The 19,164-nt window shown below is 71.6% G+C and carries 18 protein-coding genes and 1 tRNA gene; 10 read left to right on the top strand and 9 right to left on the bottom strand.

What is annotated here, in order from left to right; all coding sequences use genetic code 11:
- Positions 1 to 123: 123 nt before the first annotated feature.
- Genes VF289_RS18275 through VF289_RS18265 form a run of 3 tightly spaced genes read left to right on the top strand, consistent with a single transcriptional unit; the run spans position 124 to position 3,175 of the window.
- Complete coding sequence (locus VF289_RS18275; RefSeq protein ID WP_330885702.1) at positions 124 to 1,200, top strand: Gfo/Idh/MocA family oxidoreductase; 1,077 nt, start codon at positions 124 to 126, stop codon at positions 1,198 to 1,200.
- Positions 1,201 to 1,211: 11 nt separating this feature from the next.
- On the top strand, positions 1,212 to 1,928 hold the full coding sequence (gene tmk / locus VF289_RS18270) for a dTMP kinase (RefSeq protein ID WP_414644527.1): 717 nt from the start codon (positions 1,212 to 1,214) through the stop codon (positions 1,926 to 1,928).
- Between the two features lie 26 nt (positions 1,929 to 1,954).
- Positions 1,955 to 3,175, top strand: coding sequence for a DNA polymerase III subunit delta' (locus VF289_RS18265; protein WP_414644526.1), 1,221 nt, complete (start codon positions 1,955 to 1,957; stop codon positions 3,173 to 3,175).
- A 52-nt stretch (positions 3,176 to 3,227) separates the two neighbouring features.
- On the opposite strand, the gene VF289_RS18260 is transcribed toward VF289_RS18265, so the two are convergent.
- The 4 genes from VF289_RS18260 to VF289_RS18245 all read right to left on the bottom strand — a co-directional run bounded on the left by VF289_RS18260 (position 3,228) and on the right by VF289_RS18245 (position 6,361).
- The gene (locus VF289_RS18260; protein ID WP_330885698.1) at positions 3,228 to 4,268 is read right to left on the bottom strand and encodes a DUF3027 domain-containing protein; all 1,041 of its coding nucleotides are present in this window, start codon (positions 4,266 to 4,268) and stop codon (positions 3,228 to 3,230) included.
- A 4-nt stretch (positions 4,269 to 4,272) separates the two neighbouring features.
- Positions 4,273 to 4,659 carry a cold shock domain-containing protein gene (locus tag VF289_RS18255; protein ID WP_330885696.1) on the bottom strand — a complete coding sequence of 129 codons (387 nt, stop codon included), beginning with the start codon at positions 4,657 to 4,659 and terminating at the stop codon, positions 4,273 to 4,275.
- Positions 4,660 to 4,952: 293 nt separating this feature from the next.
- Positions 4,953 to 5,672 (bottom strand): CoA pyrophosphatase, encoded by a 720-nt coding sequence (locus tag VF289_RS18250; RefSeq protein ID WP_330885694.1) that lies wholly within the window; start codon positions 5,670 to 5,672, stop codon positions 4,953 to 4,955.
- Complete coding sequence (locus VF289_RS18245; protein ID WP_330885692.1) at positions 5,669 to 6,361, bottom strand: endonuclease III; 693 nt, start codon at positions 6,359 to 6,361, stop codon at positions 5,669 to 5,671. The genes VF289_RS18250 and VF289_RS18245 overlap by 4 nt, the downstream gene beginning before the upstream one ends.
- 158 nt (positions 6,362 to 6,519) lie before the next feature.
- Between VF289_RS18245 and VF289_RS18240 the strand changes: the two genes are divergently transcribed.
- Complete coding sequence (locus VF289_RS18240) at positions 6,520 to 7,197, top strand: Crp/Fnr family transcriptional regulator (RefSeq protein WP_076808401.1); 678 nt, start codon at positions 6,520 to 6,522, stop codon at positions 7,195 to 7,197.
- Positions 7,198 to 7,491: 294 nt separating this feature from the next.
- On the opposite strand, the gene VF289_RS18235 is transcribed toward VF289_RS18240, so the two are convergent.
- From VF289_RS18235 to VF289_RS18220, 4 genes are all read right to left on the bottom strand, one after another.
- On the bottom strand, positions 7,492 to 8,313 hold the full coding sequence (locus VF289_RS18235) for an MBL fold metallo-hydrolase (RefSeq protein WP_330885678.1): 822 nt from the start codon (positions 8,311 to 8,313) through the stop codon (positions 7,492 to 7,494).
- Positions 8,314 to 8,323: 10 nt separating this feature from the next.
- The gene (locus tag VF289_RS18230) at positions 8,324 to 8,821 is read right to left on the bottom strand and encodes a RidA family protein (protein ID WP_330885676.1); all 498 of its coding nucleotides are present in this window, start codon (positions 8,819 to 8,821) and stop codon (positions 8,324 to 8,326) included.
- Positions 8,822 to 8,825: 4 nt separating this feature from the next.
- Positions 8,826 to 8,996, bottom strand: coding sequence for a DUF4177 domain-containing protein (locus VF289_RS18225; RefSeq protein ID WP_096798403.1), 171 nt, complete (start codon positions 8,994 to 8,996; stop codon positions 8,826 to 8,828).
- A gap of 91 nt (positions 8,997 to 9,087) precedes the next feature.
- Complete coding sequence (locus VF289_RS18220; RefSeq protein WP_330885672.1) at positions 9,088 to 9,390, bottom strand: WhiB family transcriptional regulator; 303 nt, start codon at positions 9,388 to 9,390, stop codon at positions 9,088 to 9,090.
- 295 nt (positions 9,391 to 9,685) lie between these two features.
- On the opposite strand from VF289_RS18220, the gene VF289_RS18215 reads away from it, so the two are divergent.
- From VF289_RS18215 to VF289_RS18190, 6 genes are all read left to right on the top strand, one after another.
- Positions 9,686 to 12,085 carry a penicillin-binding protein gene (locus VF289_RS18215; RefSeq protein ID WP_330885670.1) on the top strand — a complete coding sequence of 800 codons (2,400 nt, stop codon included), beginning with the start codon at positions 9,686 to 9,688 and terminating at the stop codon, positions 12,083 to 12,085.
- Positions 12,086 to 12,131: 46 nt separating this feature from the next.
- Positions 12,132 to 13,025: a metallophosphoesterase gene (locus VF289_RS18210; protein ID WP_330885668.1), complete on the top strand. Its 894-nt coding sequence runs from the start codon at positions 12,132 to 12,134 to the stop codon at positions 13,023 to 13,025.
- A gap of 65 nt (positions 13,026 to 13,090) precedes the next feature.
- A tRNA-Pro gene (locus VF289_RS18205) sits at positions 13,091 to 13,167 on the top strand.
- Between the two features lie 574 nt (positions 13,168 to 13,741).
- Positions 13,742 to 14,839: a peptidoglycan-binding protein gene (locus VF289_RS18200; RefSeq protein WP_330885665.1), complete on the top strand. Its 1,098-nt coding sequence runs from the start codon at positions 13,742 to 13,744 to the stop codon at positions 14,837 to 14,839.
- 213 nt (positions 14,840 to 15,052) lie between these two features.
- Positions 15,053 to 16,462 (top strand): beta-N-acetylhexosaminidase, encoded by a 1,410-nt coding sequence (locus VF289_RS18195; protein ID WP_330885663.1) that lies wholly within the window; start codon positions 15,053 to 15,055, stop codon positions 16,460 to 16,462.
- Between the two features lies 1 nt (position 16,463).
- Positions 16,464 to 17,069 (top strand): LytR C-terminal domain-containing protein, encoded by a 606-nt coding sequence (locus VF289_RS18190; protein WP_330885661.1) that lies wholly within the window; start codon positions 16,464 to 16,466, stop codon positions 17,067 to 17,069.
- A gap of 71 nt (positions 17,070 to 17,140) precedes the next feature.
- Here the strand turns inward: VF289_RS18190 and VF289_RS18185 are convergent, their stop codons facing one another.
- Positions 17,141 to 19,105, bottom strand: coding sequence for an Ig-like domain-containing protein (locus tag VF289_RS18185; protein ID WP_330885659.1), 1,965 nt, complete (start codon positions 19,103 to 19,105; stop codon positions 17,141 to 17,143).
- Positions 19,106 to 19,164 lie beyond the last annotated feature (59 nt).

The following is a 19,164-nucleotide window of genomic DNA, read 5'->3' as shown; positions in this document are numbered from 1 at the left end:
GCTGTCCTGTTCACGGCCACGGCCCCGACCTCTCGGTAGGGCCCGATTCAGCCGAGGGCTGAGAGTCCTCCACAGCGTCCCCGACACCGCCTCGGTGTCGGGGACGCTGGGTAGATTGGGCCCATGAGCGAGTCCGACGCATCCCGAGGCAGCGACGCAGCGCCCACCCTGGCCCTCCCCGGCTCCACCGTCCCCGACCCGGCCGCCGCGCCCGGTCTGCGCTGGGGCGTGATCTCCCCGGGGCACATCGGCGACCAGTTCACCGCGACGGCGCACCGGGCGACGGCCTCCCGGGTGGTCTCCGTCGTCTCCCGCTCCCGGCAGCGGGCCGAGGACTTCGCCGCGAAGCATGGCATCGACAGCGCCTTCGACTCGGTCCAGGAGATGCTCGCCGCGGGCGGGCTCGACGCCGTCTACATCGCCTCCCCGCACGCCCAGCATCATGAGCTGACCCGTCCCGTCCTCGAGGCCGGCGTCCCGGTGCTCGTCGAGAAGGCCTTCACGCTCAACGCGGGCCAGGCCCGCGATCTGCTGGACCTGGCGGGCGAGCGCGGGGTGTTCGCGATGGAGGCGATGTGGGCGCGCTTCCTCCCCCAGTACGACGTGCTGCGCCAGGTGATCGCCTCCGGTGTGCTCGGCGAGATCATCGAGGTCGCGGCGGACCACGGCCAGACCTTCTCCCCCGATCCCGCCCACCGCATGTACAACCCCGATCTCGGCGGCGGCGCCCTGCTGGACCTCGGGGTGTACCCGATCTCCTTCGCGCAGATGGTGCTGGGCGACCTCTCCGACCTCGCCGTGCGCGGGGACCTGACGGACACCGCCGTCGATGCCTACTTCGGCATGCTCGCGGCCGGGGCCGAGGGAGGCCGTGCCCGCCTCTCCTCGACCCTGCTCGCCCGGACCCCGACCGAGGCCGTGGTCAGCGGCTCCGCCGGTTCTGCGCGGCTGTCCGGGGCCTTCTTCGCCCCAGGGACCCTCACGGTGTCCCTCCACGACGGCCGCTCCGCGACCTTCTCCCATCCCGGCGAGCACGGTGACGGGATGGCGTACGAGATCGCCGAGGCCTCTCGTCGGATCTCCGCCGGGGCTCTCGAATCGCCCCTGATGAGCTGGGCGGATACCCTCAGCGTCATGGACGCGATGGATGCCGTACGCGCCGAGCTCGGCGTGGTCTACCCCGCGGAGGCGCACCCGTGAGCCTCCTGGACATGTCCCGCGGCCTGCGCATCCCCGCACCGCATCCGCCCAAGCGGGGAGTGTTCATCTCCTTCGAAGGCGGCGAGGCCGCCGGCAAGACCACGCAGATGCAGATGCTGCGGAACCATCTCGTCTCCGAGCGCTCCGTCGCCGAGGACCTCATCTTCACCACCCGGGAGCCGGGCGGCTCCGAGCTCGGTGCGAGCATCCGCGAGCTGCTGCTGAACGGCGATCACGTCGATCCCCGCGCCGAGGCCCTGCTGTACGCCGCCGACCGCGCCCATCACATCGCCACGATGGTGCGGCCCCATCTGGCGCGCGGCGGCCTGGTGCTCACCGACCGCTATCTCGACTCCTCGATCGCCTATCAGGGCGCGGGTCGCGCCCTCGAGCCCGACGAGATCGGCTCGCTCTCCCTGTGGGCGGTCGACGGTCTGCTCCCTCACCGCACGATCCTGCTCGACGTACCCACCCACACCCTGGACGTACGGCGCGATCCCGCAGGCCACGACCGGCTGGAGACCGCCGGGCTCGAGTTCCACGAGGCGGTGCGCGAGGAGTTCCTCGACCTCGCCGCGGCGGAGCCGGAACGCTATGCGGTGATCGACGGGACCCTGCCCCGCGAGGAGGTCCACGCCCAGGTGCTGGCGGCTGTCGGCGAGGTGCTGAGCCTGTTCGACCCCACCTTCGAGCCGGCGCCGCCCGCCCGTCACCGGGACGAGCTGTGACATCGCCCGGAGCCTCGGGGCCGACGCTGGTCGGGGCAGATGGTCCCGCCGGACCCGGAGCCGACGGGGCCGGAGCCAGCGGGCCCGGAGCCTCCGGACAGGACGCGGGCGGCGTCTGGGCAGATGTGGTGGGACAGGACGCGGCCGTCGAGCAGTTCCGTCGCGCCGCCTCTCCGGAGGGATCCCTCGCCCAGGCCTGGCTGATCACCGGCCCTCCCGGCTCCGGCCGCTCCACCGCGGCCCGGGCCTTCGCCGCGACGCTGCAGTGCGAGCAGGGCACGGGCTGCGGACAGTGCCGCGCCTGCCGGACCACCCTCGCGGGGACGCATCCCGATGTCACCGTCGTCGCGACGGACAAGCTCTCCATCGCGAAGGAGGAGGTGCGCGCGCTGGTGATGACCGCGCAGCGCTCCCCCGCCACCGGTCACCACCGGGTGCTGATCGTGGAGGACGCGGATCGCATGAGCGCCGGCACCTTCAACGTGCTGCTGAAGTCCATCGAGGAGCCGCCGCCGGCGACCGTATGGATGCTGTGCGCGCCCTCCGCGGAGGACCTCGCCCCCACCATCCGTTCCCGCTGCCGCCTGGTGACGCTGTCGGTGCCCTCCTCGGCCGTGGTCGCGGATCTGCTGCGCCGCCGGGACGGGATCGACGAGCAGCTCTCCGTGCGGGCGGCCCGCGCCGCCCAGGGGCACATCGGCCTAGCGCTGCGCTACGCCACGCAGGACGGCGCCCTTGCCGCTCGCGAGGAGTCGGCCCGCGCCCTGCTGTCCCTGCATGGTGCCGGGCAGGCGGTGCTCGCCGCCCAGGCCCTGGTGGATCGTGCGACGGCCGAGGCGAAGGAGCATGCGGACGTCGTCGCGGCCGAGGAGAAGGAGCGGTTCCTGCGCTCGGCCGGGATCGAGGACGGCAAGGTGCCGCCGTCCCTGCGGTCCCAGCTGCGTCAGCTCGAGGAGGATGCCAAGCGCCGGCAGACGCGGCTGGTGCGCGATGTGCTGGATCGGTATCTGCTGGATGTGCACTCGGTGCTGCGCGATGTGCTCAGCCGGCAGCTCGCTGCCGACACGGAGCTGGTGAACCTCGAGGTCACCCCCGAGATCGAGCAGGCAGCGCGGCGCGGCTCCGGAAGGGTGACACTGGGACTGCTCGAGGCGGTGCAGACGGCGCGGGAGCGCATCAGCGGGAATGTGCCGCCGCTGCTCGCGATCGAGGCGCTGCTGGCGCGGATCGCCGTCTCCCTGCGCTGAGCGCCCTGCCTCCAGCAGTGGAAGCAGGGCGCTCAGGGTGCGGTCGCAGCTGTCAGGCCTGGGGAGCCGTCGGGATCTCGTCCTCCGGGGAGTCGGCCTCCGGGACCTCCGCCGCCGGGGCCGGGGTGCCCTGGGAGGACTCTTCGGCCGACGCGCCAGCAGGCTCTTCGGTCGGCGCGGCAGCAGGCTCCTGGGCAGACGCGCCTGCAGGCTCTTCGGTCTGTGCGGCAGCGGCCTCATCGGTCGGTGCGGACGGTGCCGAGGCAGCGGGCTCCTCCGCCGAGGAGGGGGCCGGGTCGACCTTCTCGACCTCGACGTCGAGCTCGTCGACGATCACTCCGCTGCTGCGGGGGATCTCGCGGTCGCCCTCCTCCTGGCCGGTCTCGGAGTGCGCGCCGCAGCCGAAGTTCAGGTGGACCACGCGGCCGTCGGCCGGGGACCACTCATTGGTGCACACCCCGAACTCGTGGCGCAGAGAGCCCGAGAGCTGGGTGAAGAAGCCGCAGCTCGTGCAGTTCGCCGCGACCGTGCCGCGACGCCCCCGACCGGAGGTCTGGCGGGGGCCGAACTCGCCCTCGAGCCAGCGCTCGGCGGCCTCGCCGCGACCCTCCGGGGACAGCACCCGTTCCCGTCCCAGGCCGAGCTCCCACAGCGCGACGCGATCAGCGTCCTCGTCGCCGGTGGCCTCGTAGCCCTGCTCGAGACGGTCGTCCTGGTCGCGGTAGGGCAGCAGGTCATCGGCGCCGATGTCCTCGGGCTTCAGCCGCTCGGACCAGGGCTCCCAGTCCGGGGCGAGGATCGCGTCGTCCCCGGGCAGCAGCGCGGTCTCGGCAACGGTCGCGGCCTTGGCGCGGGAGGCGCGGGTGAGCACGACCACCCAGGACCAGCCGCGGTACCCGGGCATGGTGCATTCGAAGACGTGGGTGACCAGCCGCTCCCCGCTGGCCTCGGCGCGCAGGTGCTCGCCGACCTGCCCGGCCTCGGTGACCTCGAGCAGCGCCTCACGGGCGAGCTCGACGGCCTCCGCGGCGATCACGTCCAGCTTGGGACGCGCGGTGCGGGCGCGGCGAGGGGCGGTGGTCGGTGACGTCATGGGTTCAGGCCTCGAAGTTGTCGGCGACGGCGCGGAGGACGGTGGCGATCTTCTGCGAGTGGCCGCGATCGGGGTAACGCCCCTGGCGCAGGCCGTTGGAGGCGTCGTCGAGCAGACGGATCAGGTCCTCGACCATCCCCGCCATCTCGTCGGGCTTCTGGCGCCGGGCGCGGCTGACCGACGGCGCGGGCTCCAGCAGCTGCAGCGAGAGCACCTGAGGGCCCCGTCGACCGTCGACCATGTCGAAGTCCACGCGAACGCCCGGCCGGAGGGAGTCGACTCCCTCGGGCAGGTTCGAGGCGTGCACGTAGACGCTCTGTCCGTCCTCGTCATCGAGGATGAAGCCGAAGCCCTTCTCGGCGTCGTAGAACTTCACCTTGCCGCGTGGCACGTGGATCCCATTCCTTGTCTGCTGCTCATCGGTCTGCGAGTACTGGTTCCCCGGGGCGTCGGCGGAGCCTCGATGCCGACATCGCATGCCGGTCGCTCCGCGTGCGCCCCGTGGCGCTGCCGGAGACCGTCCGGCAACACTCGAGTCTATCGTGCCCGAACCGCCGCATGGCGAGGGGAATCTTCCGGCGTGACCACGGCCACCGCTACACACCATCCGCCCGTGCCGGTCACTGCCGGCCCGGGAACGTCGGTCCGGGTCCGTCTGGGCCCGCCCAGGTCCGCCAGGGTCGGTCACCGTCGGCGCTCGGGCGGGATCTCCCGCGCCGGCGCATCGGGCGAGACCGGGTCCAGCCCCAGCCCGGTGAGGACCTGTTCTAGGATCATCGCGGTGAAGCCCCACACGAACGCCTCGCCCGGGAGATCGAAGACGGGGCCGACGCCGAAGCCGCGGAGCAGTCCGCGACGGTGGTGCGCCGGGTCGGTGAGCGAGCCGGGGCCGGTCAGGGTCGCCCATACCAGGCGCTCCACCTCCCCCGGATCCTGCACCCCCAGCGCAGGCACCGACGGCGACCAGCTCAGCACCGGAGTGACCACCTGGACGCGCCAGGGCATGGGGATCGGGGCGAACGCACCGAGCACGCGGACCTCGGCGGGATCCAGCCCGGTCTCCTCCTGGGCTTCCCGCAGTGCGGTGTGCACGTCATCGCGATCCCCCGGGTCACGACCTCCTCCGGGGAGGGAGAACTGGCCCGGCTGGGAGCGCATCGTCTGGCCGCGCTCCTCGAGCACCAGCTGCGCGTCCTCCAGGGAGGTGCCTGCCAGGTGGATCAGGACCGCGCTGTGGCGCACCGTCCCCTCGCCCTGGCGCGGATCCCGCGGATCGAGGTCGCGGCGCACCAGCACGTCCCCTCGACGCGCCCTCCCGGCGAGCGGGGCGAGGAACTGCGCGGCGGCGGGCAGGACAGAGTCGGGCAGAGCAGGGTCGGGCAGGGAGGGATCCTGAGAGGTCATGCCACCCCCTCCTTCGGGCACACGTCCTCCAGTGCGCAGTCCCCGCAGCGAGGGGCCCGTGCCGTGCAGATGCGCCGGCCGTGGAGGATCAGCCGCAGTCCCAGCATGGTCAGCTCCTCGGCCTCGCCGCCGGTGCCGTCCGCCGCCAGTCGCGCGACCACGTCCTCCTCGACCGTGCGCGGGTCCTGCTGCACGGTCCAGCCCAGCCGGCGGGAGAGTCTCCCCACGTGCGTGTCGACCGCGAGCAGCGAGTGCCCGAACCAGGCGCCGCGGACCACGTGAGCGGTCTTGCGCCCCACCCCCGGCAGCGCCTCGAGGGCGGACTGGTCATCCGGCACCTCGCCGCCATGATCCTCGAGCAGTCCCCGGGACAGGGCGATGATCCGACGCGCCCGGGTCGCCCCCATCCCCAAGGGGCGCACGACGCCGGTGACCTCGGCCTCGCCCGCCGCGGCGAGCTCCGCGGGCGTCGGCCAGCGCTCGAACAGCTCGGGGGTCACCTGGTTGACGCGGACATCGGTGGTCTGGGCCGACAGCACCGTCGCGACCAGGAGTTCAAAGGCGTCGCGGTGATCGAGCTCGGTGCGCGCCCCGGGATGGACCCCCGCCAGTCGAGCGGCGACGATCCCGGCATCGGCCCGGCCGGCGGGACCGGTTCCGGTGACGGCCCGCGAGGGCGACCTCGACATCTGGACTGATCCTCCTGCGGCGCGTGACGGGACCGAGCGGCGTCGGCACGGTAGTGTTCAACCATCATGTGACCGTGGCCACCGCAGTTCGTGGCATACGACACATCGAGTAGCACAGCACGGTCCCGACAGTCGGGGCCCCACACTCAGGAGGTTCCGTGGACGAGAACATCGTACGGTCATCACCGCTGTTCGCTGCGCTCGACGAGGACGGCAAGCAGGCCGTGCTGGCGTCGATGAAGCAGGAGGACTACCACCGCAGCGCCATCATCTTCCGAGAGGGGGACCCGGGCGACCGGCTCTTCATCATCGGCTCCGGCAAGGTGAAGGTCGGTCACGCCTCGGGCGACGGCCGCGAGAACCTGCTGGCGGTGCTCGGCCCCGGGGAGACCCTCGGCGAGCTGTCCCTGTTCGATCCCGCCCCGCGCAACGCGACGGCGACCGTGGTCGCAGAATCGACCCTCTACTCGCTCTCGCAGCAGGACCTCTACCGGGTCCTCGCCCAGCGTCCCGAGGTGGGCCGCCACCTGCTCGCCTCGCTCGCGCGCCGCCTGCGCAAGACCAACGAGTCCCTCGCGGACCTGGTCTTCGCCGACGTCCCCGGGCGTGTGGCGAAGAACGTCCTCGACCTCGCCCAGCGCTTCGGCCGGCAGACCGACGACGGCGTGATGGTCGCCCACGGCCTCACCCAGGAGGAGCTCGCCCAGCTGGTCGGCGCCTCCCGCGAGACGGTCAACAAGGCGCTGGCGGACTTCGCCTCGCGCGGCTGGATCCGGCTCGAGGCCCGCGCGGTGCTGATCTCCGACGTCGAGCGCCTGCGCCGCCGCGCCCGCTGACGGCGGCCAGCCGGCCCTGACAGCGACCGGCCGACTCTGCCTGCGGTCAGCCGCCTCCGGCGCGGCACCGTCGCGGGGCATCGCGACACGCACACCGAGACCACCGATCGCGCCCACCAGCGGGCGGGATCGGTGGTCTCGTCGTCTCGTGCCGGAATCGCACGACGGCCGCGCTCTCGCGCGCAGACAGGGCAGACAGGGCAGACAGGGCAGACGGGTCACCGCAGCCCGGTCGTCCCGAGAGCGCGCTCCTCCGCAGATGCTCGGCGCGGGGACCCTTGCGAGGTGCGGCGCTCAGCGCTCCTCGGCGAGGTGGTCGAGGGTGGCACGGAGGTTCTTGCGGGCGGCGTCCGCGAGCTCGGGCGGCAGCTCGGTGCCGTAGACGGCGCGCAGCAGGCGGTCCATGGTCAGCACCCCCGCGGTGCGCGCCCGGCGCACCTCTTCGATCCGCTCGCGACGGTGGGCGATGGCCTGCTCGATCGCCTCGAGCGATTCCAGGGGCGACTCGTGGACCGGACCGTGTCCGGGATGGATCGAGCCGATCCGCCCGTCGGCCGCCATCGCCCGCAGGATCGCGAGCGACTGCAGGTAGTCGCCGAGCGACCCGCCGTCCTCGGGCACGATCACTGTGGAGGATCCACCCAGCAGGGTGTCTCCGCTGAGCAGGCGCCCACCGTCGACCAGCACCCCGACCGAGTCGGAGGTGTGGCCGGGCAGATGGATGACGTGGCCGACGGTCCCGTGGTCGCCCTCGAGCGAGGACGGCAGCGGGCGGGACCCGGGGACGGCGCTCTGGTCCGCCGCCCACAGCGGCACCTCTCGCCCGCTGCGTGCGGACAGCTGCCGCGCCAGCGTGGCGGCTCCGGCGGCGTGGTCGAGATGGCGGTGGGTGACCAGCACCCCCAGCGGCCGGCTGTCCGGCCCGCAGCGCAGCAGGAGCTCGGCGAGATGCTCGGGATCCCGTGGGCCGGGATCGATGATCCACACCTGGTCCTCATCGCGCAGCACGTAGCTGTTGGTGCCGCTGAGGGTCATCGGTCCGGGATTGTCCGCCCGGACGGCGATCAGCTCGACGGCCGGGGCCTCAGGATCCCGCTGCGGGGCATGGTCATCCATGGCGCGGTGCTCAGCGGGTCGCGTCGGCCGGGCCGGCGAGCTCCACCAGGAGGTCGAGCTCGACCGGCGAGTCCAGCGGGAGCACGGCGACGCCCACGGCGGACCGGGCATGCGTCCCGGCGTCGCCGAAGAGCTCGCCGAGCAGTTCGCTGGCGCCGTTGATCACCGCCGGCTGCGCGGTGAAGGAGGGATCGGAGGCGACGTATCCGGTGAGCTTGACGATGCGGGTGATGCGGTCGAGATCCCCGGTGAGCGCCTCGATCGCGGCGAGGGCGTTGAGGCAGCAGGTGGCGGCGAGCTGCGCAGCCTGCTCCTGGGTGACCTCCCCGCCGACCTTGCCGGTCAGCGGCAGCGCGCCCTCCACGAACGGCAGCTGCCCGGAGGTGTGCACCTGGTGGCCGCTCGCGACGGCCGGCACATAGGCGGCGACGGGCGCGGCGACGGTGGGCAGAGCGAGCCCGAGCTCGTCGAGCCGGGCGCGGAGCCGGGTGCTCCCGGTGGCGACCATCGGCTCAGCCCTCGCCCAGCGGGCGCTTGAGGTAGGCGACCAGGTTCTCCGGGTTCGGACCCGGCACCACCTGGACCAGCTCCCACCCCTCCTCGCCGTAGTTGTCGAGGATCTGCTTGGTCGCGTGGATCAGCAGCGGAACGGTCAGGTATTCCCAGCGGGTGACGGTGCTCATGGGGCGAGCCTACCGGGGCACGAGCCTCGGGTGCGGGGCACGGGCCCCGTGGCCTCAGCTCTCGCCCGGCGGCCCGCGAGCTCATCCGCCCTCAGGAGCCCACGGCCTCCTGCTCGGCGCGGCGCAGAACGGCCCACCAGTTGCTCACCTCGGGATTGCGCCGCAGCAGCCGACGGCGCTCGCGCTCGGTCATCCCGCCCCACACCCCGAAGTCGACGCGGTTGTCCAGTGCATCGGCCAGGCACTCGGTCCTCACGGGGCAGGCCCCGCAGGCGAGCTTGACCGCATGCTGCTCGGCGCCCTGCACGAAGAACCCGTCGGGTTCCATGCTCACGCAGGCTCCGCGCGTCGCCCAGCTCGAGTCGTTGGTGGTGACAGCTCCCCCGATGGTCATACCCGTCCTCTTCCCAGTTCCCGGATCGACGTTGATCCGTTCATTTCCCTTACTGTAAGGAGACAGCCGCCACAGTGCAAAACGCGAGCAGGTAGATGAACATCCACGCGAAGTGTGCTACATCGTGAACCGGGCGTGCTCGGCGGCGCCCCGGGGGCCGGTGATGCCCCTGGCACCCGGTACCCGGAGCACGCCGTCGCCCGGCGCGTCCCGGCCGGCCGCCGGATTCGTGAAGATTCCGCACTCGTGGCATGCCTGAATGCCGACAGGCCAGGGCTCCCCGTACCCTGGGATCATGGCCAGCACCCCGCCCGCGCCCGCTCCGGGACGCTCCCTCCCCGTCGCCCTGCTGCAGACCGTCTATCTGCTGCTGGGGCTGCTCGCCGTCTCCGCCCTCGCCGGCGTGCTGATGGCGGCGTTCTTCCTGCCCATGGTCTCCGCCGGCTCGGCGGTCGCCAAGGACGGCGTGGACCTCTTCGAGTCGTACCCGACCGAGCTCGAGGTGGAGCCGCTGAACGAGGCGAGTCGCATCGAGGCCTCGGACGGCTCGCTGCTGGCCACCTTCTACACCGAGAACCGCATCATGGTGCCGCTGGAGGAGATCTCCCCGCACATGCAGAACGCGGTGGTCGCGGTCGAGGACCGCCGCTTCTTCGAGCACGGCGGCGTGGACCCCAAGGGCATGATCCGGGCCATGGCCTCGAATGCCGCCGGCGGCGCGACCCAGGGCGGATCGACCCTGACCCAGCAGTACGTGAAGAACGCCCTCCTGATGGACGCCGTCCAGCGCGGAGACCAGGAGGACCAGATCGCCGCGACCGAGCAGAGCTACGGTCGCAAGCTGCGCGAGGCGAAGCTCGCGATCTCGCTCGAGAAGACGTGGACGAAGGACGAGATCCTCAACGCCTACTTGAACGTGGCGCAGTTCGGGCCCTCCCAGTACGGCGTGGAGACAGGCTCGAGGCACTACTTCTCCAAGAGCGCCGTGGACCTCAACCCCGGCGAAGCGGCCCTGCTCGCAGGCATCACCAACGGGCCCAACCAGTACGACCCCGTCTCCCACCCCGAGGCGGGCGAGAAGCGCCGCAACGAGGTGCTGGGCGATATGCGCCGCGAGGGCCACATCACCGACGAGGAGTACGAGACCTACACCGCCCAGCCGGTGGAGGAGATGCTCGAGATCCAGAACGTGCGCGCCGGGTGCGCCGACGCCGGCACCAGCGGCTTCTTCTGCGACTACGTGACGCGCTCACTGCTGAACGACCCGAGCTTCGCCCCCACCTACGAGGAACGGCGCAAGCTGCTCTACGGCGGCGGGCTCACCATCCGCACCACCCTCGACCCCGCCACCCAGGCGGCGGCGGTGGACATCCTGCAGCGCAAGGTGCCGGGCGATGCCCAGCACGGCTTCGGGCACTCGATCGTGACCGTCGAGCCCGGTACCGGCAAGATCCTCACGATGGCGGAGAACCGCTCGTTCAACCCCTTCGAGGAGGTCAAGCCCGGCGAGTCGGCCATCAACTTCAATGTGCCGCAGGCGCTCGGCGGCGGCAGCGGCTTCCCGGTCGGCTCGACCTTCAAGCCGTTCGTGCTGCAGGAGTGGCTCGAGAACGACCGGTCGCTCTACGACAAGGTCAGCACCGTGCGCGACCCGATCACCTACGCCCCGGCCAAGTGCCTCGGGGGCGGTGCATGGCGCGAGAGCTCGGGATGGAATCCCGACAACGCCGTCTCGGTGCCGATCGCCCCGATGGAATCGGTCCTGAACTCCACCAAGTTCTCGATCAACACCAGCTACACCGACATGGCCAGCCAGCTGGACCTGTGCAACATCGCGAACACGGCACGCAACATCGGCGTGGTCCCGGCGACGTACAACCCGTACGACCCGACCACCTGGGAGATGCCGATCGAGGACATGTACGGCACGGAGCTGGCGCCGGCGGTGCTGGTCCTGGGCGAGCTGCGGATCTCCGCGCTCGACATGGCCTCCGCCTACGCCACGTACGCCTCCGGGGGCACCTACTGCAAGCCGCAGGGCATCAGCGAGGTCGTGGACCGCAACGGGGACCCGATGGAGATCTCCGGCGCCGAGTGCCACCAGGCCGTCGAGAAGGACGTCGCCGACGCCATGGCCTGGACCCTCCAGCAGGATCTCGAGGACCCGAGGGCCACCGGCAAGGGGAAGATCATCGAGGGCCATCCCGCCGGAGGCAAGACCGGCACCTCGGGCTCGCAGTTCCATACCTGGTACGTCGGCTTCACCCGCCAGATGTCGACCGCGGTCTGGTTCGGCCACCCCAACGCCAATGTCCGTCCGGGCGGCTTCGCGGTCGACGGTCAGATGCTCCGCAGCGGCAGCGTCTGGGGCAACACCATCTCCCTGCCCACCTGGCAGGAGTACATGACGCGAGCCCACGAGGGGCTGCCCAGCGAACCGTTCCCGGCGGCGCCGACCCCGCCCGCCTCCCCCTCCGGCGAGGTGGTCCAGGAGGGTGTCGTGCCCGACGTCTCCGGCATGGTGCTCTCCCAGGCGGAGGATGCCGTGACCTCGGCCGGCTACACGCCGCAGGTCCAGCGTGAGGCGAGCAGCGACGTGGGCCAGTGGTACGTGATCGGCACGAACCCTGCCGCAGGCACTCGCCTGCCGGAGGGCGAGACCGTGGTCATCCGTCAGTCCACGGGTGGGAACTGAGGTGCGACCCCTGCTTGCGGCCGCAGGGGCCGCAGGGGCCCTCGGCATGGGTGCTGCCGCCGCCGCCCACCTCTGGTCCCGCCACGTCGAGATCCACCGGTACACGCTGCGCGAGGTCGAGCTGAGGATCCTCCCCCCGGGGACCCGCACGATCCGGGTGCTGCACATCAGCGACATCCACCTGCTCCCGGACCAGCAACGGAAGCTGGACTTCCTCGAGCACCTCACGCTGCTGCGCCCGCACCTGGTGATCGACACCGGGGACAACATCGCCTCGGCCGCTGCGATCCCGGTGCTGGCAGAGGCCCTGGAGCCGCTTCTGCGACGGCCCGGGGCCTTCGTCCGGGGCTCCAACGACATGTACGAGCCGGTCTCGAAGAACCCCGCGCGGTACCTGCTCCCGGACGCCCGCCCACAGGGGATGACCGATCCGAAGGAGCCCACGCTGCCCGTCAGCGAGCTCACGGAACGACTCGCGGAGCATGGCTGGAAGGACCTCACCAACACCCGTGCCGCGATCGAGCTCGGAGGGCTCGAAGTGCGCCTGGCGGGCGTCGACGACCCCCACCTCGAGCTCGACGAGATGCCTCCCCCGGCCTCCCCTGCGCCGCCCGCACCGGCGCACGGCAACGTGCTGCGCCTCGGGGTGGCGCACGCGCCCTACCGTCGCGTGCTGGACTCCCTCGTCGCCGACGGCTCGGAGCTGATCCTCGCCGGGCACACCCACGGTGGCCAGCTGCGACTTCCCGGAATCGGCGCCCTGGTCACCAACTGCGACCTCCCCCGACAGCAGGCTCGCGGCCTGTCGGACTGGCAGGGCGTCCCGCTGAACGTCAGCGCGGGGATGGGGGCGAGCCCCTACTCGAACTACCGTCTGCTGTGCCCGCCCGAGGCGACGTTGCTCACGTTGCGTGCACCGAAGGCCGGACCGGTGCGGTGAGCACCTCTCGGGCCTGCTAATGTTTCTCCTCGGTGCTCCGCTTCGACGGGGCGCCGGGACACCTTCGGGGTGTGGCGCAGCTTGGTAGCGCGTGCCGTTCGGGACGGCAAGGTCGCAGGTTCAAATCCTGTCACCCCGACCAGTGAGCGAAGGGCCGGCGGATCGCAGGACGATCCCCGGCCCTTCCGCATTCCCGGACCCCGACTCACGCACCGCGACCTTTCGGCGCTCCGGCCATGGCCCCTCCACGCCGTTCAGCGTCCCGTTCAGGACCCTCAGATCAGGACCCTCAGAAATACCGGCATCACCCGCCTCGCCGAGGCGGCATTTCGGACATATCGCCCTGGGCTGACCTGCGTCTTCGCAAGGCGGAGCATTCATGATGAGCATTCTCTGGCGTGAATAACAAAGGTGTAACTACCATAACGCGACCCCCATTTCGAGAGCAACACGGGGCAATTTCGTGGTTTTTGGCAAAATCTTCGCAAAGATGTGATGGGTCGCAGGCAAACCCCCCTGTGGGCCACACACGACCTGCACATACAGTGACCAGCGGTGCTGCCCGAGCTCGGGCCGTACCCTCCGGGCTGCCGCCTTCCCGTCACCGGCCCGGTAGCTTCCTCCACTTCCCTGGGTGACGGGCGCAGATCGTGCGCGCGTCGCCCGCGCCGCCGCACGGCACCGCTGCGAGGCGACGGAGAAAGAGATCGCCACCGATGTTCCGCACAGCTCCACACGGCACGCACCGGGCTCCCGGCCGTGCCGTCATCGACTACCGAGGGCTCGCCGCCCCCGTGGGTCGGGGTGTCGGAGGGGCCGCCGTGATCGGCGCCGTCTCCGCGACCGCCGCACTCACCGGTGGGGCCTCGGCCACAGCCCAGGCCCCCGCCGCACCGGCCGCCGGGACCGTCCGCGGGATCGCCCCGAGCGCTGCTCCGGGCATCGTGCCCGTCAGCCAGTCCCAGCACACGTCCGTCAAGCTGCGCCTCGGCGCACGCGGCGCGGCCGTGACCTACCTCCAGCAGCGCCTGAACGCCCACGGCGCCTCGCTGACGGTGGACGGCGTCTTCGGCTCCGCCACCCTCCGGGCCGTCAGGAACCACCAGTCCCGCGCCGCCATCGGCGTCGACGGCGTGGTGGGCCCCAAGACCTGGAACGCGCTGACCGGTGGGAGCGCCTCGGCTCCGCCCGCGTCCTCCGACGGCTCCTCGCAGCCCAAGCTCCGTCAGGGTTCCCGCGGCAGCGCCGTGAGGACCCTGCAGTCCTCGCTCAACGCGAGCGGCGCCTCGATCTCTGTCGACGGCGTCTTCGGCCGCGGCACCGCGAGCGCCGTGCGCTCGCTGCAGGCCTCGGCCGGGATCGGCGTCGACGGCGTGGTGGGCCCCAAGACCTGGAACGCACTGAACCGCGGCGTCCAGATCTCCCCCGGCGCGGGTGGCGGGTCCTCGAGCGGCACGTCGGTCAACGGTCAGGCCATCATCAATGCGGCGCGTGCGCAGACCGGCGTCCGCTACACGTGGGGCGGATCCTCGCCGTCCTCCGGCTTCGACTGCTCCGGCCTGGTGTACCACGCGTACAATCAGGCGGGGATCAACCTGCCGCGCAAGACGGCCAAGGGATACACCTTCGGCGGGCGGATCATCTCGCAGTCCGAGGCGAAGCCCGGCGATCTCGTCGCCTTCACCGGCAACAACTACGGCCACATGGGCATCTATGTGGGCAACGGCAGGATCATCGACGCCTCCGGCTCACGCCAGCAGGTCGTCGAGCGCTCCATCTGGAACGCACCGCACGTGTTCGTCACCTACCGCTGATCGCCTCGGCGCTCGACGGAGGACGGATATAAGGCCACGACGGCCTGCTCGACGCGAGAGCGTCCACGGGAAGGAGCAGGGCGGCGTGAGGGAGCCCGGTCGGCGCAGCCGACCGGGCTCCTGTGCGTCCCGAGCCCCAGTGGGCGCAGTGACGCGCGTCTCCATGGCAAACTGGTGGGGACCACGATCGACGTCATCCGTCCAGGAGAAGCAATGCCCGATCCCCTCGCCCTCGTCCCGCTGCCCCAGTCCGTCGTGTGGTCGGAGGGCGTCTGGGAGACGAGCGATCCCTGGGAGGGCCTGTCCGTCGGGCTCAACGAGGATCTGCCGCCCACCGAGTACACGCTGTCGATCTCGCCGGCCGGCGCGGCGCTCAGCGCCGGCAGCGAAGCCGCGCTCGCCGACGGCCGCAACACCTTCGCCCAGATCGTCACCGGCACCCACGGCGCCATCCCGTGCGTGACCATCTCCGATGCGCCGCGGTACGCCTGGCGCGGCATGCACCTGGACGTCTCCCGCCACTTCCTGCCGGCCGCGGAGATCGAGACGCTGATCGACGCGATGGCGCTGCACCGACTGAACGTGCTGCACCTCCACCTCACCGATGACCAGGGCTGGCGCATCGAGATCAAGGGCTACCCGCGGCTGACCGAGATCGGTGGCCGGCGCGAGCAGACGCTCATCGGCCACATGGGCGATGACGAGGAGGCCTGGACCTTCGACGGCACCCCCCATGGCGGGTCCTACACCCAGGAGGAGCTGGCCGGGCTGATCGAGTACGCCCGCCGCCGCGGCATCATGGTGGTGCCCGAGATCGACCTTCCCGGCCACCTGCAGGCGGCCGTCGCCGCCTATCCCGAGCTCGGCAACTTCCCCGACCAGAGGGTCGGTGTGCGCGAGGTCTGGGGGATCTCCGACCACGTGCTGGGCGTCTCCGACGAGGTGTTCGACTTCCTGCGCGATGTGCTCACCCAGGTCGCCGACCTCTTCCCCGCCCCCTATGTGCACATCGGCGGCGACGAGTGCCCGCGTGTGGAATGGGAGCGCTCCCCCGCGGCGCGGGCCCGCATGAACGAGTGGGGCTACACCCGGGTCTCCGAGATCCAGGGCCATTTCACCCAGTTCGCGGCCGACGTCCTCGCCGAGAAGGGCAAGCGGATCATCGCCTGGGACGAGGTCCTCGAGAGCCACCTGCCCGATGACACCGTCATCATGAACTGGCGCCACGGCAACGGGATCGCGGAGTCCACCTCCCGTGGCTTCCGCACCATCATCGCGAACAATGAGCACACCTACTTCGACCACTACCAGGCGACCCCGGCGGAGGAGCCGCTCGCGATCGGCGGTCACACCACCGTCAAGGACGTCTACACCGCGAAGCTCACGCCGAAGAAGCTCGGCGAGGACCAGGAGAAGCTCCTGATCGGTGTGCAGGGCCAGCTGTGGACCGAGTACATGCCGGACGCCGCTCAGGTGCAGTACATGGCGTTCCCGCGCATGTGCGCCCTCGCCGAGCGCGCCTGGGGCTCTCCGGAGCAGAGCTGGGAGGAGTTCGAGGAGCGTCTGCGCGCCCATCTGCCTCGCCTGGACGCCTTCGGCATCCGGTACCGCCCGCTGGACTGAGATGCCCACCTCCCACCGCGACGCGCATCCGTACGGCCGCTCCTCCGACGACGTCCGGCGCCGTGACCAGCGCCTGCGCCGCACCCGGCGGCTCCGGGCGACGCAGCTGACGATCTTCTCGGTGCTCGCCATCATGCTGATAGGGGTCGGCGTGTATGCGCTCGGTGAGCTGAGCGAGCCGACGGCAGAGCCCGGCGTGATCGCGCCGAAGTCCTTCGGCCCCGATCCGGTCGAGCTGGCCTGCCCCGCGCCGGGAGACCTCCCCACGCCTCCCGAGGAGGTCACCGTGACGGTGCTGAACGGGACCTCCCGCAGCGGCCTGGCCGGGGACGTCACCGAGAACCTCGCCGAGCGCGGATACGAGGTGGGGGAACCGGGGAACACTCGCCGGGCGACCGGCGCCGCCACGATCGTCCACGGCCCCGAGGGGTATCTGGCGGCGCAGGCCGTGCAGGTGCAGATCCAGGACGCCCAGCTGCGGCTGGACGAGGAGCGTGAGGGTGCTGGGGTGGATCTGCTGATCGGTGACGGGTTCGCCGGTCTCCAGGAGGAGTCGGTGGCCGCCGCCGCTCTCGAGGAGCCGGTGGAGATGCCCGAGGGCTGCTGAACCCGTCGCCGGGGCGGACCCTCCCGGCCGGGCCGTGCCTCCGTGCCGGGGCGGGGTCCTTCCCGCCGACGTCAGTCCTCCCAGGCCCGACGGTCGGTCTCCATGCGCAGACCGATCCAGAGCGAGACGCCGCCGCCGAAGAGCAGCAGCAGCACGAGGGTGCCGAAGAGGACCGCGGTGCCGCTCGAGGAGGGCATGAGGCCGACCAGCAGGCTGTTGATGCCGGTGGTCTCGGGATCCGACTCGGCGGCGTCGGCGAGATCCGGGTCCACGTCGACCACCAGGGTGGCCCGGGCGGGCACGCCCTCGCCGTCGTGGAGGTGGTAGTCGATAGGTGTGGTGCGGCCGATGAACCCGGCCTCGGGGGCGAAGGTCACCGCCCCGTTCTCGCCGACGGTGAAGACGCCCTCCCCGGGGATCAGCAGTCGCTTGCCGCGACCGTCCTCGAGGTCCGAGAGGTTGGTCGCCGCGAGCGAGCTGATCTCGACGCTCTCGGGGACCAGCGGCTGGGAGCCGCTCCCGGCGGTGTCGTTGCCCAGCACGTCCACGGTGACCGGCGAGCCGGGAGCAGTGCGGCCCTCGTCATCACGCGGCGTGGCCGTGACCGGGGAGTAGATCGCCTGCAGGGTCGCATGGACCGGATTGTCGGCGTAGACGCCGCGCGCGGTGACCCCCACCGGCGTGGCGGCGCCGACGAATCCGTCCTCGGGCGTCATCACCACCGCCCCGGTCTCGAAGTCGATCCGCCAGGTCCCCTCCCCCGGGACCGTCAGCTGCGTGTCCTCCGCGGTGAGCTCGGCCCCCTCGGGCATCTCTGCGGCGTCGAAGCGCAGCGAGTCGGAGCTGACGTCACGGACCCCGGTGCTCAGGTCGATGCTGATCTCGCTGCCGGGCGCCCCGGCCACCGCCCGGGAGCGGAGGATCGGGTAGGCGGTGCTCAGCAATGCCGTCGAGGCGGTCTCTCCCTCGCCGTCCCCGCCGGTGATGCCCATCGGTGCGGTCTCGTGCACCTCGGCGCTGTCCGGGGAGAAGCGCACGGTGGCGGCCTCCCGGTCCAGCTCCCAGACGCCCTCGCCAGGGACCACCACCCGGGTGCCGTCGGCGGAGACGTCATAGGATCCCGGATCGCCGAGCGGCTGCAGCCGCAGCGTCGTGGAGTCGACGAACTGCTGTCCCTCGCCGACCACGAACAGGATGTCCTCCCCGTAGGGGGCCGACCAGTCCAGGTCCGAGATGATCGGGACCGTGAGCGTGATCCGGCCTGCGCGCTCCACGGCGCCCTCCTCGTCCGCGATCACGAAGCGGACGGGATTGATCTGCCGGCCGAGGCCGGGCCCGGCAGGGGTGTGGGTGAGGGTGGTGCCATCGGCCGAGAGCTGCCAGAGGCCCTGGTCGGGGACCGTGGCTCGGCTGCCGTCGGCGAGCACCGTGGATCCCGGCGGCAGTCCCTGCAGCTCGAGCCGGGCGGTGCCCTCGGCGGGCACGTCGCCGCCGAGCGAGATGCTCGTGGCCTCGCCGGCCGAGCCGTGGGCGGAGATCTCCTCGAGCTCCAGCAGCTCGGGCACCAGTTCGACGGGCAGCGAGCGGCTGTCGTGGTGCCCGCCGATGGACAGGGAGATCGGGGTGCTCGGGCCCTCCACGCCGTACTCCGGGGTGAAGACGAGATCCTCACCGATCAGCGACCAGGTCCCCTCCCCCGCGACCTCGATGCTGCGGGAGTCCTGCCCCACCGGCCGCAGGGAGGCGTCCTCCTGCTCGGCGTCCTCGGGCACCTCCAGGCGCGCGGAGCCGAGGTCGACCTCGTCCTCGAGCCCGTCCTCGATCAGGGAGACCAGCGGGATGCGGGTGATCGACCCCGGGACCATCTCCAGGGTGCGCGTCTCCGCCGGGAACTCGAAGGGGCCGTCCTCCCCGAGCGCCGCCGCCGGTGCTGCCATGGACAGGGCCAGGACTCCGGCTGCGCACAGCGCTGCAGCCCGCGCGACCAGGCTCCCCGGGCACGCGCGAGAGAGGCGACGCGGCGACGGCTCGAGCATCGGGCCAGGGTAGCAACGCGGCCCGGGAGCCCGCGGGGCGACCGCCTCGACCGGCGCGT

Source organism: Brachybacterium sp., assembly GCF_036379615.1.
In the GTDB taxonomy this organism is placed as follows: Bacteria; Actinomycetota; Actinomycetes; order Actinomycetales; family Dermabacteraceae; genus Brachybacterium.
This window is presented reverse-complemented; position numbering and strand designations above follow the sequence as displayed.

What these genes read in the sequence shown, in the direction of transcription:
- VF289_RS18200 (WP_330885665.1), top strand. Translation starts at nt 13,742, where the DNA reads ATGTTCCGCACAGCTCCACACGGCACGCACCGGGCTCCCGGCCGTGCC.
- VF289_RS18260 (WP_330885698.1), bottom strand. Translation starts at nt 4,268, where the DNA reads ATGACGTCACCGACCACCGCCCCTCGCCGCGCCCGCACCGCGCGTCCC.
- VF289_RS18230 (WP_330885676.1), bottom strand. Translation starts at nt 8,821, where the DNA reads ATGGTCGCCACCGGGAGCACCCGGCTCCGCGCCCGGCTCGACGAGCTC.
- VF289_RS18185 (WP_330885659.1), bottom strand. Translation starts at nt 19,105, where the DNA reads ATGCTCGAGCCGTCGCCGCGTCGCCTCTCTCGCGCGTGCCCGGGGAGC.
- VF289_RS18220 (WP_330885672.1), bottom strand. Translation starts at nt 9,390, where the DNA reads ATGACCATCGGGGGAGCTGTCACCACCAACGACTCGAGCTGGGCGACG.
- VF289_RS18195 (WP_330885663.1), top strand. Translation starts at nt 15,053, where the DNA reads ATGCCCGATCCCCTCGCCCTCGTCCCGCTGCCCCAGTCCGTCGTGTGG.
- VF289_RS18235 (WP_330885678.1), bottom strand. Translation starts at nt 8,313, where the DNA reads ATGGATGACCATGCCCCGCAGCGGGATCCTGAGGCCCCGGCCGTCGAG.
- VF289_RS18250 (WP_330885694.1), bottom strand. Translation starts at nt 5,672, where the DNA reads ATGACCTCTCAGGATCCCTCCCTGCCCGACCCTGCTCTGCCCGACTCT.
- VF289_RS18215 (WP_330885670.1), top strand. Translation starts at nt 9,686, where the DNA reads ATGGCCAGCACCCCGCCCGCGCCCGCTCCGGGACGCTCCCTCCCCGTC.
- VF289_RS18245 (WP_330885692.1), bottom strand. Translation starts at nt 6,361, where the DNA reads ATGTCGAGGTCGCCCTCGCGGGCCGTCACCGGAACCGGTCCCGCCGGC.
- VF289_RS18210 (WP_330885668.1), top strand. Translation starts at nt 12,132, where the DNA reads ATGGGTGCTGCCGCCGCCGCCCACCTCTGGTCCCGCCACGTCGAGATC.
- tmk (WP_414644527.1), top strand. Translation starts at nt 1,212, where the DNA reads ATGTCCCGCGGCCTGCGCATCCCCGCACCGCATCCGCCCAAGCGGGGA.
- VF289_RS18190 (WP_330885661.1), top strand. Translation starts at nt 16,464, where the DNA reads ATGCCCACCTCCCACCGCGACGCGCATCCGTACGGCCGCTCCTCCGAC.
- VF289_RS18225 (WP_096798403.1), bottom strand. Translation starts at nt 8,996, where the DNA reads ATGAGCACCGTCACCCGCTGGGAATACCTGACCGTTCCGCTGCTGATC.
- VF289_RS18275 (WP_330885702.1), top strand. Translation starts at nt 124, where the DNA reads ATGAGCGAGTCCGACGCATCCCGAGGCAGCGACGCAGCGCCCACCCTG.